This is a genomic window from Bacillus sp. EB V-12 (assembly GCF_056158125.1).
In genome coordinates this window covers 590,021-615,733 of record NZ_JBUXJL010000001.1, presented here as the reverse complement: position 1 = coordinate 615,733, position 25,713 = coordinate 590,021, and the positions used below count along the sequence as shown (strand labels likewise).

Sequence of the window (25,713 nt, the reverse complement as noted above, 5' to 3'; positions counted from 1 at the left end):
CGCTATTTGTCTATCATTATACATTCTTTTATTCATTTTGCAAATATTAATTTAAAAATTATGTCATTATACTCTTTATACATTGACTTTATATGAAATGAATACTACTCTTATAAGCAATATTAAAGCTACGAGAAAGGCAATCGTTTGCAATATAGGCTTTATTATTACACTTAAGGGAATACTATGTATAGAGATATTGAAGGGGGATTTTCTATATGTTTAAAGAAGCCATTTATCATAGGCCGAAAGATAATTATGCATACGCTTATGATGAACAAACAATTCACATCCGAGTACGTACTAAGAGAGATGATATTCAAAGCGCCGATCTTATTTACGGTGATCCTTACGAATGGAAAGACGGGAAATGGATATCAGCAAGTACACCCATGAAAAAAACGGGTTCTACTGCATTATTTGATTATTGGTCCATTTCAATCGAACCAAAATTTAAGCGCTTACGTTATGGGTTTGAATTAAAATCTGAAACAGACACTCTTATTTATGCAGAGCGAGGATTCTTTTCTAGCATTCCAAATGATGATGTTGGTAACTTTTTCTGTTTTCCATTTATTCATGCAGATGATGTATTCAAAGCACCATCTTGGATTAAAGACACCATTTGGTATCAGATTTTCCCTGAGCGATTCGCTAATGGCGATAGTACGCTGAATCCAGAAAACACCCTCCCTTGGGGAAGTGCGAATCCAACTCCAACTAACTTTTTCGGCGGAGATTTTTCTGGTGTTATTCAAAACCTTGATTACCTTGTTAAGCTTGGCATTTCCGGAATATATTTCACACCTATTTTCAAAGCTCATTCAAACCATAAATATGACACAATTGACTATATGGAAATTGACCCACAATTTGGGACGAAAGAAACTTTTAAAGAGCTCGTTGAAGAATGTCATAAGCACGGTATAAAAGTAATGCTCGATGCTGTGTTTAATCATAGTGGATACTTTTTCGAGAAATTTCAAGACGTACTAGAGAATGGTGAGAAGTCCGCATATAAAGAGTGGTTCCACATTCATGAATTTCCGATTATAACCGAACCACTTCCAAATTATGATACTTTCGCCTTTACACCGTATATGCCAAAATTAAATACAGCTCATCCAGATGTAAAAGAATACTTACTTGAAGTAGGACGTTATTGGGTACGAGAATTCAATATAGATGGCTGGCGCCTTGATGTCGCCAATGAAGTCGATCACAACTTTTGGAGAGAATTCCGAACTGAAATAAAGACACTAAATCCTGAAGTATATATTTTGGGAGAAATTTGGCACGATGCCCTTCCGTGGCTACAAGGCGATCAATTTGATGCTGTCATGAGCTATCCTGTTACAAACGCTCTACTTTCTTACTTTGCTAACGATTCCATTAAAGCAAGTGAATTCATGAAGCAAATTACAGAATCTCTACATTCCTACTCTATGAATGTAAATGAAGCAGCATTTCATTTATTAGACAGCCATGATACTCCAAGAATTTTAACAACATGCAACGGAGATAAAAATAAGTTGAAATTGCTCTATGTATTCCATCTTTCTTTCATCGGCTCTCCTTGTATTTATTACGGAGATGAAATTGGTATGGATGGCGGCATGGACCCTGATTGCCGTAAATGTATGATTTGGGATACTAAAGAACAAGATCATGCATTATTTACCCATATACAAACATTGATTTTATTACGGAAACAACATAAAGCATTTGGAGGACATGGTACTTTTCAATTCATCGAAGCAAATGATGAACATAATTATATTTCTTATACGAAAACATATGAGGATGAAACTATCTTTTTCGTTTTAAACCCTACTAATAGTGAAGTTACAGTTTCACTCCCTCTTCATGTTACTGGTAAGAAAATAATTAACATTTATACAAACGAAGAATTTTCAGCAGAAGCAAGTGTATTACAAGTTACACTTCCTCCATATGGATTCTCCATATTAAAATGGTAATCCAAAAAAGCCTTATGCCAAGTTTGAAGTGGCATAAGGCTTTTTCTTATTTCAATTTGAACACTATCGCTTCATACGGACGTAATGGAATGTTATCTATTGATCCGATTTCTACATCGTAATTGTGTATAAATAACTCTGATTCACTATAACTAATATCCTTAGGCATTTCAAATACACTTTCATCCGCAGTAAAGTTTGCAATGACAAGTAGTTTTTCATCTCCATATGTTCTTACATAAGCAAAAATAGAAGGGTCATTATCTAATATTAAATCATATGATCCATACACAACTATTTCATTATTTTTGCGTAGTTCAATTAATTTCTTATAGTAATAAAAAATTGAACCTTCATCTTGGATTGCTTGTTTCACATTAATCTCTTTATAGTTAGGATTTACAGTAATCCAAGGTTCACCTTTTGTAAATCCAGCGTGATTCTGATTATTCCACTGCATCGGAGTTCTAGCATTATCACGACCCTTTATATAAATAGATTCCATTACTTTTTCTATATCTTCACCATGGTCTATCACTTTTTCTTTATACATATTTAACGTTTCAATATCTCGATATTCATCAATTGATTGGAACCGAACGTTCGTCATTCCGATTTCCTCTCCTTGATAAATATATGGCGTTCCTTTCATCATATGAAGAACTGTCGCTAACATTTTTGCTGATTCAATGCGATACATTCCATCATTACCAAAACGAGATACAACGCGAGGCTGATCATGATTATTCCAATAAAGGCTATTCCATCCGGTATGCTCTAATGCTTTTTGCCACTTTGTTAAATTCTCTTTTAAAGTAAGAAGTGAGCATGGTTTTACATCCCACTTTCCACCTTCTCCTGAATCTAAATCCATATGTTCAAATTGGAATACCATTTGCAATTCTTTTCGTTCTTCTCCAGTATACAATTTCGCTTCTTCTGTCGTTACACCAGGCATTTCACCAACCGTCATAATATCATAATGCGATAATACTTCCTCATTCATTTCATGTAAATATTTATGAATGTTTGGACCGTTCATAAAATGCTTATGACCTGAAACATACCCCTCTTCTTCTGTTTCAACAGCTGGTAATCCCTCTTCTTTAGAAATAAAATTAATAACATCCATACGGAAGCCATCAATTCCTTTTTCTAACCAAAACTTCATCATTTCATAAACATCTTGTCTTACCTTTTCATTATCCCAATTTAAATCTGGCTGTTTTTTAGAAAACAGATGTAAATAATATTCATCTGTCATTTCATCATACTGCCATGCTGATCCACTAAACGCTGCTCCCCAGTTATTCGGCTCTTTTCCTTCTTTTCCAGGGCGCCATATATAGTAATCTCTATATTTATTATCTTTTGATTTACGTGATTCAATAAACCAATTATGTTCATCCGAAGTATGATTAACAACTAAGTCCATCATAAGTTTCATATTACGTTCATGCATTTCATGTAATAGCTCATCCCAATCTTCCATTGTTCCGAACTCGTTCATAATTTTACAATAATCGCTTATATCATAACCATTATCATCATTTGGAGATTCATAGACTGGTGATAACCAAATCACATCAATCCCTAACTCTTTTAAGTAATCTAGCTTTGAAATAATCCCTTGAAGATCTCCTATACCATCACCATTACTATCCATAAAGCTACGAGGATAAATTTGATATACTACACTTTCTTTCCACCATTGTTTTTCCATTATGCTACCCCATTTCATTCATCATTCATTTTTCTCTTTTTTAAGGCGCAAACGTTTTCATTAATGAATGATAACAGATTCTATCTCAATTTAAAATAGCGCTTACAATTTTTATTGTTCTTTTTCTAAGAAAACATATGAAAACCACTAATAAATCTCCAATAAATGAAAACGTTTTATTTTTTTATTTATTTTTTGAATCTATTCGTTTATAATGAACTCAAAGAAAACGTTTGCATAATTATTTCTAGGGGGAAATACCATGGCAGAACTTAAATTAGAAAACATTTATAAAATATATGATAATAACGTAACAGCTGTAACTGATTTTAATTTACACATTCAAGATAAAGAATTTATTGTATTTGTCGGTCCTTCTGGATGCGGAAAATCTACAACATTACGAATGGTAGCTGGACTTGAAGATATTTCAAAAGGCGAGTTTTCAATTGATGGTAAACTAATGAATGATGTTCCTCCAAAAGATCGAGATATCGCTATGGTATTCCAAAACTACGCTCTTTATCCACATATGAGTGTATATGATAATATGGCATTTGGATTAAAACTTCGAAAAATACCAAAAGATGAAATCGATCGTCGTGTGAAAGATGCAGCAAAAATTTTAGGACTTGAACAATATTTAGATAGAAAACCGAAAGCATTATCAGGTGGACAGCGCCAACGTGTTGCTTTAGGTAGAGCAATCGTTCGAGATGCAAAAGTTTTCTTAATGGATGAACCATTATCAAACTTAGATGCTAAACTCCGTGTTGCAATGCGCTCAGAAATTTCTAAGCTACATCATCGTCTTGGAACAACAACAATTTATGTAACACATGATCAAACAGAAGCAATGACTATGGCTTCGCGTCTTGTCGTTATGAAGGATGGAAAAATCCAACAAATTGGAACTCCAAAAGAAGTATATGAAACACCAGAAAACATTTTCGTGGGTGGATTTATCGGCTCACCAGCTATGAACTTCTTCCGTGGTAAATTGACTGAAACCGATTTCGTTATAGACAATACTATAAAAATTAAAGTATCTGAAGGAAAAATGAAGATGCTACGTGAACAAGGCTATGTAAATAAGGAAATTGTTTTAGGTATTCGTCCAGAGGACATTCATGATGAACTACTATTTTTAGAAGCTTCACAATCTACTGCCTTCACAACAAAAATTGAAGTTGCTGAGTTATTAGGTGCTGAATCCATTTTATATATGAAACTTGGGAATCAAGATTTTGCGGCACGTGTAGATGCAAGACATACGTTTTCACCTGGTGACCAAATTAAATTAGCATTTGATATGAATAAAGCGCATTTCTTTGATAACCAAACTGAACAACGTATTCGCTAAAAAATTTATCTTTACTATACACATACAAAAAACCGTCCACATATATTGAGGGCGGTTTTCATTATTATACTAGGGCTTCTACTGTATGAAATGATTGTCCTTTCGTGCTAATAATACCGAAAATCGGTAAATCACTAAGCACCACTTCTTCTTGCTGTTTCATAAAAGATGACGTTAATTGTTTTATCTCTATCCAAACGTCATTAATACAAAGTACATTGGAATCGTTCTCTTGTTGGCGAGAAAAAATAGAATCTATTTTATATAAACCAGCATTTTGAAAAAGCATATCAATGCGACTGAATGCATTCAAAGTAATGCTAATAACGCGTTGCCAATCTCCTTGCTTTCCCATATCATAGGATACAAAAAGTGCTTCTCCGCCTAGATTCATAATTTCCTCCACTGTTGCTTGTCCACTCTCTTGATCAATGTCCGTCACAATAACTTTTGCGCCTTGTTTAGCCAACAAAAGAGCTGTATTACGTCCAATACCGATGCCACCGCCAGTTACGATAGCAACTTTTCCTGCAAGCTTCATTTTCATTACCCCTTCTATAAGTCTTACCGTCATTCAGTATACTCCTTTATAAGATTAATCTGCAAGCAAGAAAAATTGCTATTTAATTTGTAAACGTTTACTTTTTATCCTTCTTTTTTCTTATTATTACGCTGATCGAAAACTAGACCGATAAAAATGAGAATACCCCAAAAAATTATGCTACCTCCTGTCATTTTAACTTCCCCCTTATTATATAAAGTGAAATTTTACTCAACCCCAATATGGCGGAATAAAGATATTATTTTTAATCATTATATCATTTTCTTAATTTTCAATCTATTATAAATAGAAATAATACATTTTGGCTTTTCCTTACTGTAAACATTCCCCATATACTTATAAAATCAAAAAGACCCTTTTATATATAAAAAGGTCTTTTTTTCATTATACAAGACTTATTACTTTCGTTTTTGTAATTAAATCCTGAAAACCACAATTATCTTTGCGGAACAACATCATATATACATTACATATTAATGGAATTCCTAATAGCAATACGTTCGGTAATAACACTACAAAAAATCTTATAATTAATGTTTGCAATGTTAGCTTTTCACTCTTCAATGAAATTAGTTTTATTCTCGTTATCTTTTTTCCAAGTGTAACACCGTTCCAAAGAAAGGGTAATACAATAAAATATATCGCCATTAATATGAAAACTACTGCAAAATCATATCTAAAATCACCTAAGCTTATATTAAAGCGCTTAAACATAGCACTATAGTTTCCGGTCATAATAGCTACTACTGCACCATACATAACCGAGATTAAAAACATGTCAATTAGGGAAGCACCTATGCGATTCATTACAAGCGCTGGACGATGCATCTTTAACTTCATTTTATGTCGACTCCTTCATATCCTTCTTTACCCGTCTCATCGTACCACTTCTAAAAAACATTGTAAACTAGCGTTTCTCTTACTTTTCTTGTACAATTTGTTACAATAGCATTATAAAGGAGGTTCCCATATTGAAAAAATGGATAATCCTATTCGTCGCCTTCCTATTAACTGGTTGTGCAGGAAACACAAGTCACTTAACTTATATGGTTAACGATGAATACGAACTCATACGTACTTCTGGAAATGCATTTGAACTTTTCCCCTCGCAAGATGCTGTATATGCCACACAATACATCCCTGCAAAAATTACAGACATTGCTTGGGATGATAAATACATTATTGCAAAACAAACTGAGGAAAAATCAGATCCAAATAACCCTGACGCAGCAATTGCAAATAAAAAAAGTGAACATTATTGGATTATTGATGTAAAGCACAATAAACGTTTCGGTCCCTACAATGAAAAGCAATTTAATGAACAAAAAGATGCGTTTAAAATTAAGGTGCCTTTTCAAAATGTAGATTCATACATAAAAGAAATAAAAAAACAGTCAGCATAATATTTGTATGCTGACTGTTTTGTCTTACATTATTTTAGTGAGATGTTAAACGTTTGTGGCTCTTTTACAACATCTTGTGTTTCTGAATCTCCTGCAAGTAAATCATCAGTTGTAAACTGAATATCCTTTACCTTGTCTTTTCCATCGTCAAGTATTAAACCAATAATACCATCTCTTATTTCACCAGGCTTATAGTCTTCTCTTGATACATTTTTTGTACCAACTAACGTATCTTCGTCATATAAAAAGTTTTGAGTGGCTACTTTAAAATGTTGCTTACCATTAATCATAACATCATTCATAGAGAAAAATTGCATATTTTTATTTCCGCTATTCTCCACTTTATATGTAATCTCAACGTAACGAATTGTATTACTAATCTCTGTTCCACTTAGCGATGCATATAATTCTGCATCTTCTTGGCTTACTTTATCCCCTAATCTACGTTTTACTTCTTCAGGAGTTAGTGCCGTATATACTTTCAATGTATTTTTTGCCTTTTCACTCATTTGTGATAAAGAGATTACTTTCACATCTTGTACGTGAATTTTCATTGGCGCTACTTCAAATGTTTGATTCACAGAATGCATCTGCTCTAACTTGAAAGTACCCCATCCTGTTTCTTTCACTTTTTGTCCTACTTTTTTCAGCTCACGCCCACCATATTCTTTCGTTTCAGGAATAGATTCTTTCTTCTTCGGTTCAGCTTTCTTTTCTTCTTGATGGAAGCAACCACTTAACATAAGAAGAAAACTACATAAAACAAAAATACTTTTCCATGCTTTCATCATTTCATTTCTCCTAACGCTATCATTCATGAATATAAAATTAGTCCCTTGCTTTGTAAACTATAGAAACAATGACAATTCCACAAAATGAACTTGTCAATCCAGATACTATTATACCTCCAATTTGGAAAATATGAAAATAGGGATCTAGGAACGCATGCACGATAAATATAAAAGCTGTCACAATGATTATCGAAACCCAATACTTTCTTTTTTCTAAAGCTACAATCATATCTTTCCCTGTTTCATCTTTATACTTCCATAGTACGTATAATAGCAATAATAAGCCAACACATGTACTCCCATGTTGCATATATTTATACAATGGAATACTGCGTAATTCAATTTGTAACAATGCTATTTTCATAACGAAATAGCCTGTATTATGAGTAAATGCATCCCAAACAACATGCGTGAGCATACCGAATAATGCAGAATAGCAAAATACAAAGAATTCTTTCCAGGTATGTAGCCCCCACCTCTCATCTATTGCATATGAATAATAACCAGCAAACGGTTTAGGCAAATGCGTTATAAACGGCTTTTTTAAAATGTAATGATATATGTATGCGATTAGAAATACAAGCGGTAAATTTAAATATAAGAACCCAAGCCATGTATGGCCAATAACACCATAGGGTCTAAAGTGCAAAAAATATTCAAAGTCAGGCGCCATACTACCTAATATAAGAGCCGTTACTGAAATATGTTTAGAATGCTTTTTCGCAAAAGGAAGAACTGCTGCTGGATGTGCAAATGTAAACGGCATACTTTAACTCCTTCTCACATTTTCAATAGAATACCATATATCATAACGAGAGAATGGATCTCCATGCAATATTTATTTTCACATTGGAATATGATAGTTTAAATGATATAATCCACATAAAATATTCAGAAAACAAGAAGGGATTCAGGTGTCATTAACACTTGTATTTGCTGCCTTTTTAAATTCAAAATCCGTTATGAATTGAGGTTTATATATTGATTGACGTACCCTTTTTACAAAATGTCACATTAAAAAAAGAAAATATCCCAAGTTTTTCCGCATATCCTTACTGCTTACCCGCTATTCGAACATTACAATCACTAGCTTTCCATCCAAATGTAACATTCATTATTGGAGAAAACGGAACAGGTAAATCAACATTACTTGAAGGAATTGCAATTGCGTTAGGTTTTAATGCAGAAGGTGGAACGAAGAACTTCCGCTTTAGCACAAACGATTCCCATTCATCTTTACATGAATACCTTCGCATTTCAAAAAGTTTCAATACACCAAACGACGGTTTCTTTCTTCGCGCTGAATCATTTTATAACGTTGCTTCTTATATTGATGAAATAGATGCTGATAGAGAAGCACGTGGGAATCCGGTTATCAACTCTTATGGTGGTATCTCACTACACAAACAATCACACGGTGAATCATTCTTCTCATTATTTATGAACCGTTTTTCAGGACAAGGTTTATACATTTTAGATGAGCCTGAGGCAGCTTTATCACCAATGAGACAACTTTCCATGCTCATTCGAATGCACGAACTAGCTGAACAAGGTTCACAATTTGTTATCGCGACGCATTCTCCTATTTTAATGGCTTATCCTGAATCCACTATATATTCTTTAACACAAGAGGGAATTCACGAATCCACATTAGAAGAAACTGAGCATTACCAAACGACGAAACTTTTCTTTGAAAATCGCGATCGATTATTCCATCATCTATTTGAGTCGTAAAAAAAGAAGCAGCAATAGCTGCTTCTTTTTTATAGTGCTTCTATAAATAAGGCAACCCCGATACCGCCACCGACGCATAAAGAGGCAATTCCTTTTTCTAACCCACGTCTTTTTAATTCGTGAATTAAACTTACTGTAATACGAGCCCCTGTACAACCAATTGGATGCCCAAGTCCTACGCCACTACCGTTTACGTTCACTTTTTCACGGTCTAAGCCTAACTCTTTCTCTACAGCTAAATATTGAGCCGCGAAAGCTTCATTAATTTCAAGTAAATCTGCATCTTCCAATGACCAATCTACTTTTTCTAAACCTTTACGAATTGCTGGTGCTGGTCCAATACCCATAATTTTTGGATCTACTCCAGCTACTGAATATCCAACAATTCTAGCTAACGGTTGTAAACCTTTTTCTTTCGCTTTTTCTTCGCTCATTAATACTAGAACTGCACTCCCGTCATTAAGGCCAGATGCATTTCCAGCAGTCACTGATCCATCTTTACGGAATGCCGGCTTCAATCCTGCTAATTTTTCAGCTGTAATATCTGCACGTGGATGTTCATCCTTCGAAAATACAACTTCTTTTCTACGCTCTTTTATTGTAATAGGAACAATTTGATCGTCAAAGTATCCAGACTCGATTGCCTTCAGTGCCAATGTATGACTGCGAAGAGCAACTTCATCTTGTTCCTCTCTTGTAATTTCATATTGTTCAACTAAATTTTCCGCTGTTTCACCCATCATAATATGGTGAATCGGATCTTCTAACACTTCCCACACCGTATCACGAATTTCTCCGTGCTGTAGACGTTGTCCCCAGCGGTGCTGTTTCAATGCATAAGGGCTCGAACTCATCGCTTCTACCCCACCTGCAACAACAACATCACTTACACCTAATTGGATTTGCATTGCAGCTGACATAATTGCTTGCATACCTGAAGAACATTGACGTTGGATTGTATATCCCGTAACTGTGTCAGGAAACCCTGCCGCTAATGCAGCTGTTCTCGCCGTATTTGCTTCATCAGTTCTTTGAATACAATGACCTAAAATTACTTCATCAACTTCATGTGGTTCTACCCCGCCTCGTTTTACAGCTTCCTGAAGTACAGGAACAGCTAATTCTACTGGCGTTACATTTTTTAGCGCTCCTCCAAAAGTTCCAATTGGCGAACGAACTGCAGCTGTAATAACAACATTATGCATTTTGCACTTGCCCCTCTCTTATGTACCCTAGTCAGTTTTTAGGTGAAATTCCATAAGATGTATATCTATAACTATCATACTATAAACATACTAAAAAATCAAAATATTTAATATAATAAAAATAGAAGGAATTAACCTTCTATTCTGTCAGCGCATATAAAAACTTTTGTAAAATTTTCTCTGTCGTTTCATTCAATTTTGGCAACTTATCTACTGGAAAATATTGAAGTTTTAACCCTTCATGATCGAGCTTTAATTCCCCGCTCACATGATGTGCCTGATACAGATGAATAACATTGAAAATTTCATCGCCATTCGGATAACGGAAATATACTTCTTTTCCTGATAGAACACCAAGAAATTGCATTATTTTTGCAGTTAACCCCGTTTCCTCAAATAACTCTCTACGTGCAGTTTCTTCTGTCGTTTCGCCCAGTTCCATCGCCCCACCAGGTACACCCCAATCATATGTATCTGAACGATATTGAAGCAATACTTCTTGATTATCGTTTAATATAATAATTGCTGATCCTACGAGAATAAGCGGCCTTGTACCAACGACTTTTCGTAACTCTTCAATATACCCCATATGTAAATTCCCCTTTCCCTAACCTCCCTTATCATAACAAAATTTTGCTCTTTTTGTTCATGTAATTTTAAAGAAAAAAAGAAGCTTTCGCCTCCTTTTTTTCACCTTTATTTCTTAAAACTTTCATATTTTACAGCTTCAAAAGCTTCCTCAATTTTATCATTACGATAATGGACATATGTAAAACGCCCCAATTCTACTAATCTTGCTATTTCCTGTAACACTTTATGCTGCTCATATGTTTCTTTCAGCTTAATATGTACATAAAACTTCATTAAAGGATGTTCATATAAAGGTTCTCCCACCTCTACATATACATCTTCCACCCCTTGTACAACTCTTACATAACTCGCAAATTGATAAAGTGCTTCTCTGTCTGAAACGATTTTTAATGTATACATATATTCTCCCCCTTTTCTTTACTATATCAAAAAGATGATCACACCATGTTATAGAACTATGAAATTTTTTCGACTTGTCATCTATATATTCAATAAAGAAGGCGTTTATCCATACATGACATCTTTTCCCCACATATATTATAGGAAGAACTTTTTTTCAGTTGAGGTGTTCCTTATGGATCCATACGTCAATATATGTATTTGTATTACTCCCGGCGCCGATATTTCTGATGACCGCATCGCAAAAGATTTAGCTGTTGCAGAGTCAATTTGGCACCCGATTACCTTTCAAATTCAAGAAGTAATTATTTTAAATGAACTTTTCCGTTTTTCTGACCGCGAAATTAGTTATAAAAATTCTATTCAAAGTCAAGAAAAGCTGGCATCCTTTTTCCAAACTTGTGTAAATGAAGCTCCTGCATGCGACCTTTACATTTGTTATATTGGCAGTGATTATTTCAAAGAAACAGCAGTAATTGCCTGCGCTTACTCTTTAGCAAAACAGCAGCAACTTACAGGATATATCGTTTTAACGAACTCGGCTGCTCCTATGAAAAATATATATACGCTCGCTCACGAAATTGGTCATATTTTATTTACAAGACGTGTTCACGGAAAACTTACTCACGCAGATCCTCATTCCCCAACTGGATCGGAGCACCATCCTTCTCCAACAAATCTTATGTATCCGATAGTCCCACGCCCTGAAAATGTTCCTATTCAATCCCTATTAACGAACGAACAAAAAGCACTCTCTTTACAAAGCTCTTTATTGCAAAGAAAAAAACAGTAACCCTCATGTTACTGTTTAAAACAACTTATTCCAATCAACAAAACAAATCCCGGCTGCTAGAAATAAAAATAGACAACTAAATGTAAATGTAATCCCTCTAAAAATCCCTATATAATATTTCTTTGGAAATAATTTTTGGTGTATCCAGAGCAGCCCTTTTCCAATAAAACCGAAGAACAGAATATAACCCGATGTGTCATCTAATAAAGTATCGAAATAGTCATCATGTACCTTTTTCAAAAAGGTAGTATAGAGCCCAAAAATCGTTAAACCTAAAAACACAATAGACAATATACCTAGAAATATACTTTGCATATTCGTTCCCCCCTTGATAAAAAATTCAGTTCGTTCACTTCACTATTAGTATAAAACTAGCTTACAGTTTTTTCCTCTTCATTTTTAAAAGACCATCTCATTAATACATATCAACTTCCGTACAGAAGTAAAGGCTCTAACATTCCCCAATATGGGTTTTGCTTCCCTAATTCTTTAAATACAAACATAATTAATAACGGTATGATAACAGCTAATATTCCAATCCATCCAAGTATGTACGCTTCACCAATTAGCAGTACTAATAAGATTATTCCAGCTAGTATATAACTTTGCATTGTAGTTAATTGCAATACAGGTGTCCCGTACCATTTATTCATAAACATTAATAATACTAGTAATAAAATCGGTAGCAATGCTGCTACATAAATAATGCTAAATTCTTTTATTTTACTCTTAAATGATGACATTTTAAAAGCAAATATAATTCCTACAATAGTAATCATTAAAACAATTGGGTATCCAATTAATTGTACATTCGTTAATGTAAATTCATGATTTGGGCTTTCAAATAAAATATTTGTAAGTAACCAATATCCCCCTATTCCAATTATCATTCCTAAAATAGTCTTTATACTCCCGCCTTTATCTTTCTCCATCTCTTTCGCTAATTCTTCCGCATACTCTTTTGGCGAATCACCAAATATATCACTTACCGTTTTTCCTTCTTTCTCACCTTCAATTAAATGAAGTTCTGCATCTTCTAAAAAAGCGTCCACCTCTTCTTCTTTAATTCCTTTCGTTATTAAATATACTTTCGTATCGATTAAAAACTTTTCTCCTTCTTTAGAAACATTCATTATAACCCCTCCCTTATTTAACCATTTCTCTTCTATTCGTCTTCATCATAATTTCAAGGAAAATTAAAATAAACAAACTTCCGTATAAACATATAATTTGAAATAGCATTGGCATAAGATCTTCCGATGTAAATGTTTTAAACAGTAACATAATAGAAAGTGGAATGATTAAATATAAGTTTTTAAACCATCCTTCAAAATATATATTTATCGCTACTGTGATCATAAAAATCCCACCAGCTACTATATAACTTTGGACTTCGGTGAATGTGAGCATTTTTGTAGGATATATCACATCTAATATCGTAACAGCTCCTAATAAAAACAATGGAGCAATCATAACTAAAGACCACATGGAAAACCATGTTTTTGTAAAGCTTGTGACGAAGGTCATTTTGCGAAGTAGAAAATTAGGACCTATAACAACTAAAATCAATGAAAAACTGTAACCGATACACTGAATAAGTGAAATCTGTAACATTCCATGATTCACTATTAAGATAGAAGCAATAATCCAAAACGATACGATATTCATTACTGTAAAACCAATTTGCTTCCACGTTTCCTGTCTATCTCTTTCCATTACTTTGACAAGTTCATTTGCATATTCTTTCGGTGAGCTTCCGAAAATATCTTCTACACTTTTCCCATCACTCTCACCCTCAATTAAATGGAGTTCCGCATCTTCTATAAAATTTTCAATATCGCTTTCTTTCACACTCTTTGCCGTCAAAAATAATCTCATATCTAACAAAAACTTTCGCGCTTCACTTGATAGCATTATTTTCTCCTTCCCTTCCCTTCAAGTAGACGTTCTACACTACTTTGCATCGTTTCCCAGCGATCCATAAATTCATCAAGTGCTTCCTCGCCTTTTTCTGTTAATGTATAATATTTTCTCTTTGGACCAGATGGAGATTCCTTCATTACGCTTGTTATTAGTCCTTCTTTTTGCATTCGTATTAATAACGGATAAATACTTCCCTCACTCGCCATTGTAAAACCATACTTCGCTAGCTTTTCACTCATTTCATAACCGTATATTTCGCCTTCAGAAATAATAGCAAGTAAGCATCCTTCTAAAATCCCTTTCAGCATTTGACTTGTCGACATAATTCAAATCCTCCTACTATCTTGCTTTACAAGATAGATAAGCGTAAGTATCTTGCTTTACAAAATAGTATAGCAAAGACTATTTTGCAAAACAAGATAGCTAACGATATTTTTTCCAAATGTTTGCAGGAATTTCATTATAGCTTCTCTAAATAGAGCACTATGAAAACTTTATTATGAAGGGATGTTTTTCATCATGGTTACAAATCGAGTTGTCTTTTTAACAGGTGCTGCAAGTGGCATTGGTTATGAAATGGGAAAGGCTTTTGCAAAAGAAGGTGCAAAAGTTGTGATTACCGATCGGCTTGAAGAACGCGCAAAAGAAGCTGCTGAACAATTACAAAATGAAGGTTTTCAAGCTATCGGTTTAAAATGTGACGTTACATCTGAAGAGGAAATTACAGCAGCAATTTCTCAAACAGTTGATCATTTCGGTTCATTACATATATTAATTAACAACGCAGGAATGCAACACGTTTCACCCATTGAAGACTTTCCAACTGAAAAGTTCGAGCTACTAATTCAAATTATGCAAATTGCTCCGTTTATTGCAATTAAGCATGCCTTTCCGATTATGAAACAACAAAAATATGGTCGTATTATTAATGTCGCTTCTATTAACGGCCTTGTCGGGTTTGCTGGAAAAGCTGCCTACAATAGTGCAAAACATGGCGTAATTGGATTAACAAAAGTTGCCGCTTTAGAAGGTGCTACGCATGGTATTACTGTTAATGCCCTTTGCCCTGGTTATGTTGATACCCCCCTTGTACGTAATCAACTACAAGACTTAGCTACTACACGAAATGTACCACTTGAAAATGTTTTAGAAGATGTTATTTATCCACTCGTTCCACAAAAGCGCTTATTACAAGTACAAGAAATTGCAGATTATGCGATGTTTTTAGCGAGTGAAAAAGCTAAAGGTATAACTGGTCAAGCTGTCGTTATCGATGGTGGTTATATCGCTCAATAAAAAATAAAGTTTGCTCAAGAAGAGCAAACTTTATTTTTTATCCCGAGGATCTTCGTACTTTAGTAATTGTCGCGGGAGCTTCTCAATTGCAACAATTACCCCCTCTAATTTACTTTCAATACGGTGGAGTAAATATAATGTTACAACAATCGGAAACCCTACATTACCTATCATCTTGATCCACTCTTCCACCCTCTTCCCCTCCTTTCATTATATAAGTAAGAGAAAACACTGCATTTAGGCATAAAAAAACAAGCTATTATGTATTAGCTTGTTTTTCAAATAATGATGCAATTTCTCGTTTATAGTCCCCGCGTATAATACCTTTCTCAGTAATAATTCCTGTAATTAATTCATTCGGCGTTATGTCAAATGCTGGATTATAAACATCCGTTCCAATTGGTGCTACTTGTTTTCCAAAGATTTTCGTAACTTCTGTTTCATCTCTTTCTTCAATAATAATTTCGGCTCCAGTTTCTTTCGTAACATCAAATGTTGACAGTGGCGCAGCAACGTAAAATGGGATATTAAAGTACTTTGCTAAAATAGCTAAATTCATTGTCCCTATTTTATTGGCTGTATCTCCATTTGCGACAATTCGATCCGCCCCCACAATAATTGCGTTTATTTCTTTCGTTTGAATAGCATGAGCTGCAGTATTATCTGTTATAAGGGTCACATCAATATTTGCTTGCTTCAATTCCCACGTCGTTAAGCGACCACCTTGTAAAACTGGTCTCGTTTCACACGCATATGCATGTAAACGCACACCTTTCTCTTTTCCAATATAAAAGGGAGCTAATGCAGTTCCATATCTGGCAGTTGCGATACTTCCAGCGTTACAGATTGTTAAAATATTATCGCCATCTTTAAAACATGTTAACGCATATTCCCCAATATTTCGACACACCTCTTCATCTTCCTGTTGAATGCGAAGCGCTTCTTCTTCTAATATTTTTTGTGCTTCTTTTATTGTAGTAATCTCTCGAATAGATTCTCTCATACGATCAATTGCCCAAAATAAATTTACTGCCGTTGGGCGTGATGTCCCTAAATAGTTACAGTCTCTATTAAACTTCTTTTGAAATTCTTCGATATGTAAAGTATTATATTTTTTCGCTGCAAGCGCCAAGCCAAATGCAGCTACAATTCCAATTGCAGGCGCTCCGCGTACTTCTAACATTATGATACTTTTCCAAACCCCTTCAATAGTCGTTAATGTTTTGTATTCTGTGCTATGTGGCAATTTCGTTTGATTTAATACTGCAATTGCATCACCTTTCCAACTTACAGATCTCGGAACAGTAACAATTGTACTCATGCTTTTACACCCCTTGAAACTGTCTGTTGAAATAATGTTCGAAACAGTTGAATATCAGCACTTTTAGATTCATATTTTATTAGTTCTTTTCCTAAGGATAGCGCTTGTTTCTTAGCTTGAATTCTTGTTTCTTTATTTTCTATTTCATCTAAATCTGCTACATGAGCTAAACCAATTGTTCTACGAATTAGTTCACATCCGGCAAATCCAACAGCATCAGTAAAGATATTTTGCAAAATAATTGGTAACCATTGTTTTTCTTTCGTATATGCTTCTACACCTTCCCCAATCCATAACTTTGTAAAAGTCTCTACAAAATAACTCCACGTCTTTTCTATATGAAAAAATAGTACACTTCTCTTTTCTTCTTCTCTAGATAAAGCATTTAATAATAGATTTGCAATAAATTGACCTATATCAAATCCAAATGGGCCATATGTCGCAAATTCTGGATCAATCACTTTCGTTTCAGAAGGTGAGGAAAAAATACTACCAGTATGTAAATCACCATGAATAAGAGTTTCTTTTCTTGTTAAGAACTTATATTTATATTGTGCTACTTTTAGTTTTAAAGTTTTATCACTCCAAAGTTCATCAACCACGAGCTGTAAATCTGGCTCATAATCATTTGTATCATAATGCCCAAAAGGATCTGTAAACACTAAATCCTCTGTAATTTTACATAGGTCCGGATTTACAAAGGTACCTTCTAGTATCCTCTTCTCTTCTGACTGTAAACCAAAATCTGAAGTGTAAAATAAAACATGTGCTAGAAAACGACCAATATGCTGGGATAAAAGCGGATATTCTTCTCCGTCTATTAATCCTTTTCTTGTAATTGTTAGTCTTGATAAGTCTTCTATTACCGTTATCGCTAACTCTTCATCATGACTGTACACTACTGGAACATAATCCGGTACATACTGCACAAAAATTTGTAATGCCTTGCTTTCAATCGTTGCTCTTTTTATAGACAATGGCCAGCTTTCACCAACTACTTTAGCATAAGGCAGTGCTTGTTTTATTATAATGGATTTCTCTCCATCATCTAATTTGAACACGTAATTTAAGTTTCCATCTCCAATTTCATGACAAATGACATTTGCCTTCTCTTCAAAATAACCATGATCTTTCGCATATTGTACAGCTGTTATTTCTGTTAATAAATAATATCCCATCGTCTTCTCCCCCTTTTTAAATTCAGAGGTTTTTCTAACACAGAAAAACCTCTTTCCACTAAGAAAGAGGTTTGAAGTTTATCTTCTCCCCTCTTATCTGCCAGAAAGTTTTACTTTCTGCTGGAATTAGCACCGTGCCTTTTGGCGTAATAAACGCCCCATTTCACAATGGTATTACGGTCGGTTGCTGGGCTTCATCGGGCCAAATCCCTCCACCTGCTCTTGATAAGAGTTGTATAATTTTTTGAATTTTTAACTTTATGTTGATGACTATACCAAGAATAAAAATCAATTGTCAACATTTTATTTGTATAATTCTGGACGACGATCCGCAAAAACTGGAATTCCTTTTCGTACTTCTCTAATTTTCTCGAATACAAGCTCTCCAAATAAAATTGATTCCTCTTCATTCGCCTCTACTACAACTTCACCCCAAGGATCCACAATTAAAGAATGACCTGCAAACACATTATTCGGATCCTTTCCTGCTCTATTACACGCAACAACATAACACTGATTTTCAACTGCTCTTGCTTGCAATAGCAAACGCCAATGTGCTAAACGAACTAATGGCCATTCTGCTACAACAAATAATACTTTTGCCCCTTTAGCAGTATGAACACGCATCCACTCTGGAAAACGAATATCATAACAAATTGTTCCAGCACATTCAACATCATCTAGCTTAAATTCGCCCGTACCATTACCAGCTATTAAATATTTATGTTCATCCATAAGCTGAAATAAATGTACTTTACTATATTCGTTGACTAACTGTCCTTCATTATTTACAACATACATCGTATTTGTAACGCCTTGCTCTGTTTGCTTTGCTATGGACCCACCAACAATATGTACATCATATTGCTTCGCCCATTCTATTAACTTTTCTTTCGTTTCCACTCCATCCCTATCTGCAATTTCAGAAAGTCTCGTTAAATCATATCCTGTTGTCCATAGTTCTGGTAAGACGATAACATCTGGCCTTTCCTTCATAGCTTCACTTATTTTATTTTTAGCATTCTCAATATTTTTTTCTACATCTCCAAAAACAATATCCATTTGAATACATGCGACTTTCATTTTTTCAGCCCCATTCTTATTTTTCTCTTTACAAAATACTGGAAAGATTATATCATTTGTCACTAGAATTGTAACAACTTTCAAAAGAGGTGGAAAGTATGAAATTATTTCAACCTTCTGAGATAGTAACATCATTGCCAACACAATTTTTCGCTTCACTTGTTGCAAAAGTTAACAAAGTCGTTGCAGCTGGTCACGATGTTATTAATCTAGGTCAAGGTAATCCAGATCAACCAACACCGCAGCATATCGTAAAAGCTTTACAAGATGCTGCCGAAAAGACCATTCATCATAAATATCCGCCATTTCGCGGACATGAAAGCTTAAAGGAAGCCGTGGCTACATTCTATAAACGTGAATACGGCGTGGAATTAAACCCAAAAACTGAAGTTGCTATTTTGTTTGGAGGGAAGGCTGGACTAGTAGAATTACCGATTTGTTTTACAAATCCCGGTGATACGATTCTCGTTCCGGATCCAGGTTATCCTGATTATTTATCCGGGGTTGCTTTAGCAAAAGCACACTTTGAAACAATGCCGCTTATTGCAGAAAATAACTTTTTACCAGATTATACGAACATTGATGACTCTATTGCAGAGCGTGCAAAATTAATGTTTTTAAACTATCCAAATAATCCTACCGGTGCTACTGCATCAAAAGATTTTTTTGATGCAACCATTCACTTTGCTAATAAACATAATATATTAGTTGTTCACGATTTTGCTTATGGAGCTATCGGATTTGATGGTCAAAAACCTGTTAGTTTCTTGCAAGCAGATGGTGCGAAAGATATAGGAATTGAAATTTACACATTATCAAAAACTTTCAATATGGCTGGCTGGCGCATCGCTTTTGCTGTAGGGAATGAAAGTGTGATTGAAACAATTAACCTATTACAAGATCATATGTATGTTAGTATATTCGGTGCAGTTCAAGATGCTGCTCGAGAAGCGCTATTAAGTTCACAGTCTTGTGTAATAGACCTTGTAAATAGTTACGAATCTCGAAGAAACGCTCTTATTTCAGCCTGTCACTCAATTGGTTGGAATGTAGACATTCCAACAGGATCATTCTTTGCATGGCTTCCCGTTCCAAAAGGATATACCTCTGAGCAATTTTCTAATATTTTACTAGAAAAAGCACATGTCGCAGTTGCTCCTGGTGTTGGATTTGGTGAGCATGGAGAAGGGTATGTCCGTGTTGGTCTCTTGCATACAGAAGATAGATTACGAGAAGCCATTAATCGAATTGATAAATTAAATTTTTTCAAAAAGTAATTGACAACACGAAAAATATCTGACAAAATTCAGTTATCTTAAAAATTTAAACATTTCTAAATACTTCTTATCAAGAGCAGGTGGAGGGACGAGCCCGACGAAACCCGGCAACCGATCTACAATTGTAGACACGGTGCTAATTCTCGCAGCATTACGCTGACAGATAAGGAGCTGGTTGTAAAAAAACCTCTCCTTAGCTGAGAGGTTTTTTTATTTAACTAGGAGGTTATAACAATGAGCGGAATTATAGCGACGTATTTAATCCATGATGATTCACATAACTTAGAAAAAAAAGCTGAGCAAATTGCACTCGGTTTAACAATTGGCTCTTGGACTCATTTGCCACACTTATTGCAAGAACAATTAAAGCAGCATAAAGGCAACGTCATTCATGTTGAGGAATTAGCTGAACATGAACATACCAATTCGTATTTACGTAAAAAAGTAAAACGCGGAATTATTAAAATCGAATATCCGCTATTAAACTTCAGTCCAGATTTACCAGCGATTTTAACGACTACATTTGGAAAGCTATCACTTGATGGCGAAGTAAAACTAATTGACTTAACTTTTTCAGACGAGTTAAAAAAACATTTTCCTGGTCCAAAATTCGGGATAGATGGTATTCGAAATCTTTTACAAGTGCATGATCGTCCCCTTTTAATGAGTATTTTTAAAGGAATGATTGGACGAAACATTGGGTATTTAAAAACGCAATTACGCGATCAAGCAATTGGTGGTGTAGATATAGTAAAAGATGATGAAATATTATTTGAAAATGCATTAACACCCCTTACGAAACGCATTGTATCTGGAAAAGAAGTTTTACAATCTGTCTACGAAACATACGGTCATAAAACGTTATATGCCGTAAATTTAACAGGGCGAACTTTTGATTTAAAAGAAAATGCTAAACGTGCAGTGCAAGCTGGAGCTGATATTCTATTATTTAACGTATTTGCTTACGGACTAGATGTACTACAATCACTTGCAGAAGATGATGAAATCCCAGTTCCTATTATGCCACATCCTGCTGTAAGTGGTGCTTATTCAGCATCCAAGTTATATGGAGTTTCATCTCCATTATTACTTGGAAAGCTACTACGTTATGCTGGGGCTGACTTTTCATTATTCCCATCTCCATACGGAAGTGTTGCGCTAGAAAAAGAGGAGGCTCTTGCTATCTCAAAATATTTAACTGAAGACGATGCATTTTTCAAGAAGAGCTTTTCTGTTCCGTCTGCTGGTATTCATCCTGGTTTCGTTCCCTTTATTGTACGAGATTTCGGTAAAGATGTTGTTATTAATGCTGGCGGCGGGATACACGGACATCCAAATGGAGCGCAAGGCGGCGGTAAAGCTTTTCGTACTGCAATTGATGCTACTTTGCAAAATAAACCACTCCATGAAGTAGACGACATAAATTTGCATAGTGCACTACAAATATGGGGAAATCCCTCTTATGAGGTGAAATTATGAGTATTCAAGTATTTTGTGATTTCGATGGCACGATTACAAATAATGATAACATTATGTCCATTATGGAAAAATTCGCACCACCAGAAGCCGAAGAAGTAAAGAATAAAATTTTATCACAAGAACTATCCATTCAAGAAGGTGTTTCTCAATTATTTCAATTAATACCTACTAATCTGCACGATGATATTATTCAATTTTTAATAGAAACTGCTGAAATCCGTAGTGGTTTTCATGAGTTTATACAATTCGTAAAGGAAAATAACATTTCTTTTTACGTGATATCAGGTGGAATGGATTTCTTCGTCTATCCACTCTTACAAGGAATCATTCCAAAAGAGCAAATTTATTGTAATGAAACAGACTTTTCAGCAGAGTTTATTACAGTTAAATGGCCTCATTCTTGTGATGATCATTGTCAAAATCATTGCGGATTATGTAAATCATCATTAATCCGTAAATTAAGTGATACAGATGACTTTCATATTGTAATTGGAGATTCTATTACTGATTTACAAGCCGCGAAACAAGCTGATAAAGTATTCGCTCGCGATTTTCTTATTACAAAGTGTGCAGAAAATCATATTGCTTATACACCGTTTGAAACATTTCAAGATGTGCAAGCTGAATTAAAACTTTTGTTGGAGGTGAAGGCATGAAACAACTTTTTCGTCAATGGTATGACTTAAGCGAGATAAAAAAAGAGTTAACAACACGAAATTGGTTCCCAGCAACAAGTGGTAATATTTCTATAAAGGTTAGTCATGAACCACTTACTTTTCTTATTACGGCAAGCGGTAAAGATAAAACAAAAACCACTCCAGATGATTTTCTATTAGTAGATCATGTAGGAGTTCCCGTTTTAGAGACTGAATTACGTCCTTCAGCAGAAACAATATTGCATACACACATTTATAACAATACGAATGCCGGTTGCGTACTTCATGTTCATACAACCGATAATAATGTCATCACAAATTTATATAGTGATGCAGTCACCCTTCAAAATCAAGAAATTATTAAAGCACTCGATATTTGGGAAGAAGGTGCAACAATTTACATTCCTATTATCGAAAACCATGCCCATATCCCAACGCTTGGAGAAAACTTCCGAAAGCATATACAAGGAGATTCGGGTGCAGTATTAATCCGTAACCACGGTATTACTGTATGGGGCCGAGATAGCTTTGATGCAAAGAAGAGATTAGAAGCTTATGAGTTTTTATTCCAATTTCATATAAAACTATTATCAATTCAGGGAGGCGTTTCTAATGGCGCAAATTCGTATTCATGAAGTAAATACTCGTATTGAAAATGAAGTGGAAGTATCTAAATTTCTACAAGAGGAAGGCGTTTTATATGAGAAATGGAATATTTCTAAACTTCCTACTCATTTAAATGAAAATTATTCGTTAACAGATGAAAACAAAGCTGAAATATTAGCTATTTTTTCAAAAGAAATCGCTGATGTTTCAGCACGCCGTGGTTATAAAGCACATGATGTAATTTCACTTTCAAATAGCACCCCTAACCTTGACGAATTATTAATTAATTTCCAAAAGGAACACCATCATACAGATGACGAAGTTCGCTTTATCGTCAGTGGTCATGGCATTTTCGCTATTGAAGGTAAAGATGGGAAATTCTTTGATGTTGAACTTGAGCCAGGCGATTTAATATCTGTTCCTGAAAATGCAAGACATTATTTTACCTTGCAAGATGATCGCCAAGTTGTAGCTATTCGTATTTTTGTGACAACTGAAGGCTGGGTTCCAATCTATTAAGGTAGTTAGTTGAATAAAAGGACTTGGACCCCCTTTTCCAAACTTTTATTCACTCTACATATATACATCCTCCTATGGAACAGGCTTATTTCATTTTGAAATAAGCCTGATTTTTTATTTACTTGAAAGTACCATTTCATCACAAATTTAACACCTTGATTTTTCAAGTGCATTTTTCGAACATTTTTTGAACATTTATTGAATTTTTTCTGAAAATTCTGTTTTATGTGTGATATACTACAATTAACTAAGAAGGAAAATAATATCGCAAACAGAGGGGGATAATCATGAGCTTACTTATCGCACTTATACTTGGAGTTACATGTGGAGCATTTCCTGTTATTTTAGGAGCTATTATGGAAGAGTTAGAAATTGGTGTTTTAGGATTTGTCGCATCTTGTGTAAGCGCTTTATTATTTGGTTTATTCGGCGCTATTCCTGTTTCAATTCTGTGTGCTTTTTATATAATACGCCATGCTCGTACAAAACAATTTGGTCCTAATCATATCGCACAAATTATCCCGTTCCCGGTTGAACGATGCCGCCGGGCTTCTAACTTATAATTATAAAAATTAAAGATGACTAAATAAATAAAAGTCCTCATTTGAGGACTTTTATTTATTTTCTTCTAGAAATTGAAACAATTCTTGTAGATGTAGGGCATCTTCACCATAGCTAATAGATACATAAAATATGCCGTCAATCTCAGCTTGCATATAAAGATCCACTCCATCACGATCATATTTCAATGCTAAATAAAACTCCATTTCTTCTAACATCTTTTTTGAGGTTCGAATTACATAATGCCCCTTCTCATCTCTTCCATATTCAAATTCTGGTTCAAAATCATATTTTTGTTTAAAAGCTTCTTTTTGTTTTTCATTAATTTGCATACAAGTAGCTCGCTGTACAGTATCAATCATCTCATCAAACTTTTGAAGGTCCACCTCGTTTACCCCCTTATATATTTTTTATATAGTACTTGTGTTCCACTATTTTCTTCGCCATCCTTAATTAACTCTTCATACAATTCTTTCGCCAAACTTAAGCCTGGGACTGGTAATTGTAATTTTTCTGCTTCCTCTAAAGCAATTTTCATATCTTTCATAAAATGCTTTACATAAAATCCTGGCTCAAAGTCTCCTTTTAACATTCGAGGAGCTAAATTACTTAATGACCAGCTACCTGCTGCCCCTGTTGAAATACTCTCTAACACTTTATCTGGATTCAGTCCAGCCTTCTTCGCGTAAGCAACAGCTTCACATACTCCAATCATATTGGAAGCAATCGCAATTTGATTGCACATTTTTGTATGTTGTCCACTCCCAGCTGGTCCTTGTAATTGAATGTTTGTTCCTAACTTTTCAAGTAAAGGTAAGCATCTATCATATATTTCTTTCTCCCCACCTACCATAATTGCGAGTTTTGCCTCTTTCGCACCAACATCTCCTCCTGAGACAGGTGCATCTAACGTATATATATTTTTGCTTTTTGCAACTTCATTAATCCGTTTTGCTAAAGTAGGTGTAGATGTCGTAAAGTCAATTGCTATCGTACCTTCTTTTGCATGTTCTATAATTCCTTCTATACCAAAATACACTTCTTCTACATCATGTGGATATCCAACCATTGTCATTACAATATCAACTTGCTTCACTAACTCTTTTGGCGTATTACACCAATTTGCACCATCTTGCACTAAAGAATCTGTTTTTGCTTTCGTTCTATTATATACATATACTTTATGACCATCTTGCATTAAGTGATAAACCATACTTTTTCCCATTACGCCAATCCCAATGAAACCTATTGATAAAGTTTTATGTTCCATT

Annotated in this window: 31 protein-coding genes and 2 riboswitches; of the genes, 12 read left to right on the top strand and 19 right to left on the bottom strand. The window is 34.6% G+C overall.

Features of this window, described 5'->3' with window-relative positions:
• Nucleotides 1-218 precede the first annotated feature (218 nt).
• Nucleotides 219-1,979 (top strand): alpha-glycosidase, encoded by a 1,761-nt coding sequence (locus tag ACZDYH_RS03340; RefSeq protein WP_000471782.1) that lies wholly within the window; start codon nt 219-221, stop codon nt 1,977-1,979.
• A 46-nt stretch (nt 1,980-2,025) separates the two neighbouring features.
• On the opposite strand, the gene malL is transcribed toward ACZDYH_RS03340, so the two are convergent.
• Nucleotides 2,026-3,702 carry an oligo-1,6-glucosidase gene (malL, locus tag ACZDYH_RS03335; RefSeq protein ID WP_006928171.1) on the bottom strand — a complete coding sequence of 559 codons (1,677 nt, stop codon included), beginning with the start codon at nt 3,700-3,702 and terminating at the stop codon, nt 2,026-2,028.
• A gap of 262 nt (nt 3,703-3,964) precedes the next feature.
• Here malL and ACZDYH_RS03330 point away from each other — a divergent pair, with 262 nt between their 5' ends.
• The gene (locus tag ACZDYH_RS03330; protein WP_000818931.1) at nt 3,965-5,065 is read left to right on the top strand and encodes an ABC transporter ATP-binding protein; all 1,101 of its coding nucleotides are present in this window, start codon (nt 3,965-3,967) and stop codon (nt 5,063-5,065) included.
• Nucleotides 5,066-5,129: 64 nt separating this feature from the next.
• On the opposite strand, the gene ACZDYH_RS03325 is transcribed toward ACZDYH_RS03330, so the two are convergent.
• The 3 genes from ACZDYH_RS03325 to ACZDYH_RS03315 all read right to left on the bottom strand — a co-directional run bounded on the left by ACZDYH_RS03325 (nt 5,130) and on the right by ACZDYH_RS03315 (nt 6,467).
• On the bottom strand, nt 5,130-5,639 hold the full coding sequence (locus ACZDYH_RS03325) for an SDR family NAD(P)-dependent oxidoreductase (RefSeq protein WP_000218410.1): 510 nt from the start codon (nt 5,637-5,639) through the stop codon (nt 5,130-5,132).
• Between the two features lie 71 nt (nt 5,640-5,710).
• Nucleotides 5,711-5,800, bottom strand: a complete 90-nt coding sequence (locus ACZDYH_RS03320; protein WP_000145636.1) for a hypothetical protein — start codon at nt 5,798-5,800, stop codon at nt 5,711-5,713.
• A gap of 211 nt (nt 5,801-6,011) precedes the next feature.
• A complete protein-coding gene (locus ACZDYH_RS03315; RefSeq protein ID WP_000769082.1) occupies nt 6,012-6,467 on the bottom strand; it encodes an RDD family protein in 456 nt (151 codons plus the stop codon).
• A gap of 131 nt (nt 6,468-6,598) precedes the next feature.
• Here ACZDYH_RS03315 and ACZDYH_RS03310 point away from each other — a divergent pair, with 131 nt between their 5' ends.
• Entirely contained in the window at nt 6,599-7,030 is a 432-nt protein-coding gene (locus tag ACZDYH_RS03310) for a DUF3997 domain-containing protein (protein WP_000758787.1), read from the top strand.
• Between the two features lie 29 nt (nt 7,031-7,059).
• On the opposite strand, the gene ACZDYH_RS03305 is transcribed toward ACZDYH_RS03310, so the two are convergent.
• A complete protein-coding gene (locus tag ACZDYH_RS03305; RefSeq protein WP_000973899.1) occupies nt 7,060-7,821 on the bottom strand; it encodes a hypothetical protein in 762 nt (253 codons plus the stop codon).
• A 37-nt stretch (nt 7,822-7,858) separates the two neighbouring features.
• The gene (locus ACZDYH_RS03300; RefSeq protein ID WP_001116855.1) at nt 7,859-8,587 is read right to left on the bottom strand and encodes a DUF4184 family protein; all 729 of its coding nucleotides are present in this window, start codon (nt 8,585-8,587) and stop codon (nt 7,859-7,861) included.
• A 215-nt stretch (nt 8,588-8,802) separates the two neighbouring features.
• On the opposite strand from ACZDYH_RS03300, the gene ACZDYH_RS03295 reads away from it, so the two are divergent.
• On the top strand, nt 8,803-9,555 hold the full coding sequence (locus ACZDYH_RS03295; protein WP_000567998.1) for an AAA family ATPase: 753 nt from the start codon (nt 8,803-8,805) through the stop codon (nt 9,553-9,555).
• Nucleotides 9,556-9,584: 29 nt separating this feature from the next.
• Here the strand turns inward: ACZDYH_RS03295 and ACZDYH_RS03290 are convergent, their stop codons facing one another.
• The 3 genes from ACZDYH_RS03290 to ACZDYH_RS03280 form a co-directional block, all read right to left on the bottom strand.
• Entirely contained in the window at nt 9,585-10,760 is a 1,176-nt protein-coding gene (locus tag ACZDYH_RS03290) for an acetyl-CoA C-acetyltransferase (protein ID WP_000552078.1), read from the bottom strand.
• A gap of 139 nt (nt 10,761-10,899) precedes the next feature.
• Nucleotides 10,900-11,349, bottom strand: coding sequence for an NUDIX hydrolase (locus ACZDYH_RS03285; RefSeq protein ID WP_000540529.1), 450 nt, complete (start codon nt 11,347-11,349; stop codon nt 10,900-10,902).
• A gap of 107 nt (nt 11,350-11,456) precedes the next feature.
• Nucleotides 11,457-11,750, bottom strand: coding sequence for a DUF3928 family protein (locus ACZDYH_RS03280; protein WP_474885683.1), 294 nt, complete (start codon nt 11,748-11,750; stop codon nt 11,457-11,459).
• 175 nt (nt 11,751-11,925) lie between these two features.
• On the opposite strand from ACZDYH_RS03280, the gene ACZDYH_RS03275 reads away from it, so the two are divergent.
• Nucleotides 11,926-12,543 (top strand): ImmA/IrrE family metallo-endopeptidase, encoded by a 618-nt coding sequence (locus ACZDYH_RS03275; RefSeq protein ID WP_086386177.1) that lies wholly within the window; start codon nt 11,926-11,928, stop codon nt 12,541-12,543.
• Nucleotides 12,544-12,558: 15 nt separating this feature from the next.
• On the opposite strand, the gene ACZDYH_RS03270 is transcribed toward ACZDYH_RS03275, so the two are convergent.
• The 4 genes from ACZDYH_RS03270 to ACZDYH_RS03255 all read right to left on the bottom strand — a co-directional run bounded on the left by ACZDYH_RS03270 (nt 12,559) and on the right by ACZDYH_RS03255 (nt 14,789).
• Nucleotides 12,559-12,858, bottom strand: a complete 300-nt coding sequence (locus tag ACZDYH_RS03270) for a DNA-binding protein (RefSeq protein ID WP_290101626.1) — start codon at nt 12,856-12,858, stop codon at nt 12,559-12,561.
• A gap of 110 nt (nt 12,859-12,968) precedes the next feature.
• Entirely contained in the window at nt 12,969-13,676 is a 708-nt protein-coding gene (locus tag ACZDYH_RS03265) for a DUF1129 domain-containing protein (RefSeq protein WP_474885680.1), read from the bottom strand.
• A 13-nt stretch (nt 13,677-13,689) separates the two neighbouring features.
• Entirely contained in the window at nt 13,690-14,457 is a 768-nt protein-coding gene (locus ACZDYH_RS03260; RefSeq protein WP_000952889.1) for a DUF1129 domain-containing protein, read from the bottom strand.
• A complete protein-coding gene (locus tag ACZDYH_RS03255) occupies nt 14,457-14,789 on the bottom strand; it encodes a PadR family transcriptional regulator (RefSeq protein ID WP_000107982.1) in 333 nt (110 codons plus the stop codon). Before ACZDYH_RS03255 ends, ACZDYH_RS03260 begins: the two co-directional genes overlap by 1 nt.
• 196 nt (nt 14,790-14,985) lie before the next feature.
• Between ACZDYH_RS03255 and ACZDYH_RS03250 the strand changes: the two genes are divergently transcribed.
• Nucleotides 14,986-15,762: a 3-hydroxybutyrate dehydrogenase gene (locus ACZDYH_RS03250; protein WP_290101630.1), complete on the top strand. Its 777-nt coding sequence runs from the start codon at nt 14,986-14,988 to the stop codon at nt 15,760-15,762.
• Nucleotides 15,763-15,792: 30 nt separating this feature from the next.
• On the opposite strand, the gene ACZDYH_RS03245 is transcribed toward ACZDYH_RS03250, so the two are convergent.
• From ACZDYH_RS03245 to ACZDYH_RS03230, 4 genes are all read right to left on the bottom strand, one after another.
• Nucleotides 15,793-15,954: a YvrJ family protein gene (locus ACZDYH_RS03245; protein ID WP_000393336.1), complete on the bottom strand. Its 162-nt coding sequence runs from the start codon at nt 15,952-15,954 to the stop codon at nt 15,793-15,795.
• Between the two features lie 67 nt (nt 15,955-16,021).
• Nucleotides 16,022-17,083 (bottom strand): S-methyl-5-thioribose-1-phosphate isomerase, encoded by a 1,062-nt coding sequence (mtnA, locus tag ACZDYH_RS03240; protein WP_000104624.1) that lies wholly within the window; start codon nt 17,081-17,083, stop codon nt 16,022-16,024.
• Complete coding sequence (gene mtnK, locus ACZDYH_RS03235; protein ID WP_474885676.1) at nt 17,080-18,261, bottom strand: S-methyl-5-thioribose kinase; 1,182 nt, start codon at nt 18,259-18,261, stop codon at nt 17,080-17,082. Before mtnK ends, mtnA begins: the two co-directional genes overlap by 4 nt.
• Before the next feature lie 90 nt (nt 18,262-18,351).
• A riboswitch (SAM riboswitch) is annotated at nt 18,352-18,493 on the bottom strand.
• Between the two features lie 71 nt (nt 18,494-18,564).
• The gene (locus tag ACZDYH_RS03230) at nt 18,565-19,428 is read right to left on the bottom strand and encodes a carbon-nitrogen family hydrolase (protein WP_016123295.1); all 864 of its coding nucleotides are present in this window, start codon (nt 19,426-19,428) and stop codon (nt 18,565-18,567) included.
• A 14-nt stretch (nt 19,429-19,442) separates the two neighbouring features.
• Between ACZDYH_RS03230 and ACZDYH_RS03225 the strand changes: the two genes are divergently transcribed.
• The 6 genes from ACZDYH_RS03225 to ACZDYH_RS03200 all read left to right on the top strand — a co-directional run bounded on the left by ACZDYH_RS03225 (nt 19,443) and on the right by ACZDYH_RS03200 (nt 24,444).
• Entirely contained in the window at nt 19,443-20,621 is a 1,179-nt protein-coding gene (locus ACZDYH_RS03225) for a pyridoxal phosphate-dependent aminotransferase (protein WP_113304654.1), read from the top strand.
• A 64-nt stretch (nt 20,622-20,685) separates the two neighbouring features.
• Nucleotides 20,686-20,791, top strand: a riboswitch (SAM riboswitch).
• A gap of 64 nt (nt 20,792-20,855) precedes the next feature.
• Nucleotides 20,856-22,100: a 2,3-diketo-5-methylthiopentyl-1-phosphate enolase gene (gene mtnW / locus ACZDYH_RS03220; protein WP_474885675.1), complete on the top strand. Its 1,245-nt coding sequence runs from the start codon at nt 20,856-20,858 to the stop codon at nt 22,098-22,100.
• On the top strand, nt 22,097-22,756 hold the full coding sequence (locus ACZDYH_RS03215) for a 2-hydroxy-3-keto-5-methylthiopentenyl-1-phosphate phosphatase (protein WP_025709088.1): 660 nt from the start codon (nt 22,097-22,099) through the stop codon (nt 22,754-22,756). The genes mtnW and ACZDYH_RS03215 overlap by 4 nt, the downstream gene beginning before the upstream one ends.
• Nucleotides 22,753-23,391 carry a methylthioribulose 1-phosphate dehydratase gene (locus ACZDYH_RS03210; protein ID WP_474885672.1) on the top strand — a complete coding sequence of 213 codons (639 nt, stop codon included), beginning with the start codon at nt 22,753-22,755 and terminating at the stop codon, nt 23,389-23,391. Before ACZDYH_RS03215 ends, ACZDYH_RS03210 begins: the two co-directional genes overlap by 4 nt.
• The gene (locus ACZDYH_RS03205) at nt 23,369-23,881 is read left to right on the top strand and encodes a 1,2-dihydroxy-3-keto-5-methylthiopentene dioxygenase (RefSeq protein WP_000057313.1); all 513 of its coding nucleotides are present in this window, start codon (nt 23,369-23,371) and stop codon (nt 23,879-23,881) included. The genes ACZDYH_RS03210 and ACZDYH_RS03205 overlap by 23 nt, the downstream gene beginning before the upstream one ends.
• A 287-nt stretch (nt 23,882-24,168) precedes the next feature.
• Nucleotides 24,169-24,444 (top strand): hypothetical protein, encoded by a 276-nt coding sequence (locus ACZDYH_RS03200; RefSeq protein WP_000054659.1) that lies wholly within the window; start codon nt 24,169-24,171, stop codon nt 24,442-24,444.
• Between the two features lie 51 nt (nt 24,445-24,495).
• Here ACZDYH_RS03200 and ACZDYH_RS03195 read toward each other — a convergent pair whose 3' ends face one another.
• Together ACZDYH_RS03195 and ACZDYH_RS03190 are read right to left on the bottom strand one after the other, a co-directional pair.
• Nucleotides 24,496-24,828 (bottom strand): DUF3909 family protein, encoded by a 333-nt coding sequence (locus tag ACZDYH_RS03195; RefSeq protein WP_000365620.1) that lies wholly within the window; start codon nt 24,826-24,828, stop codon nt 24,496-24,498.
• A 5-nt stretch (nt 24,829-24,833) separates the two neighbouring features.
• Nucleotides 24,834-25,712, bottom strand: a complete 879-nt coding sequence (locus tag ACZDYH_RS03190) for an NAD(P)-dependent oxidoreductase (RefSeq protein ID WP_000400431.1) — start codon at nt 25,710-25,712, stop codon at nt 24,834-24,836.
• Between the last annotated feature and the right edge of the window lies 1 nt (nt 25,713).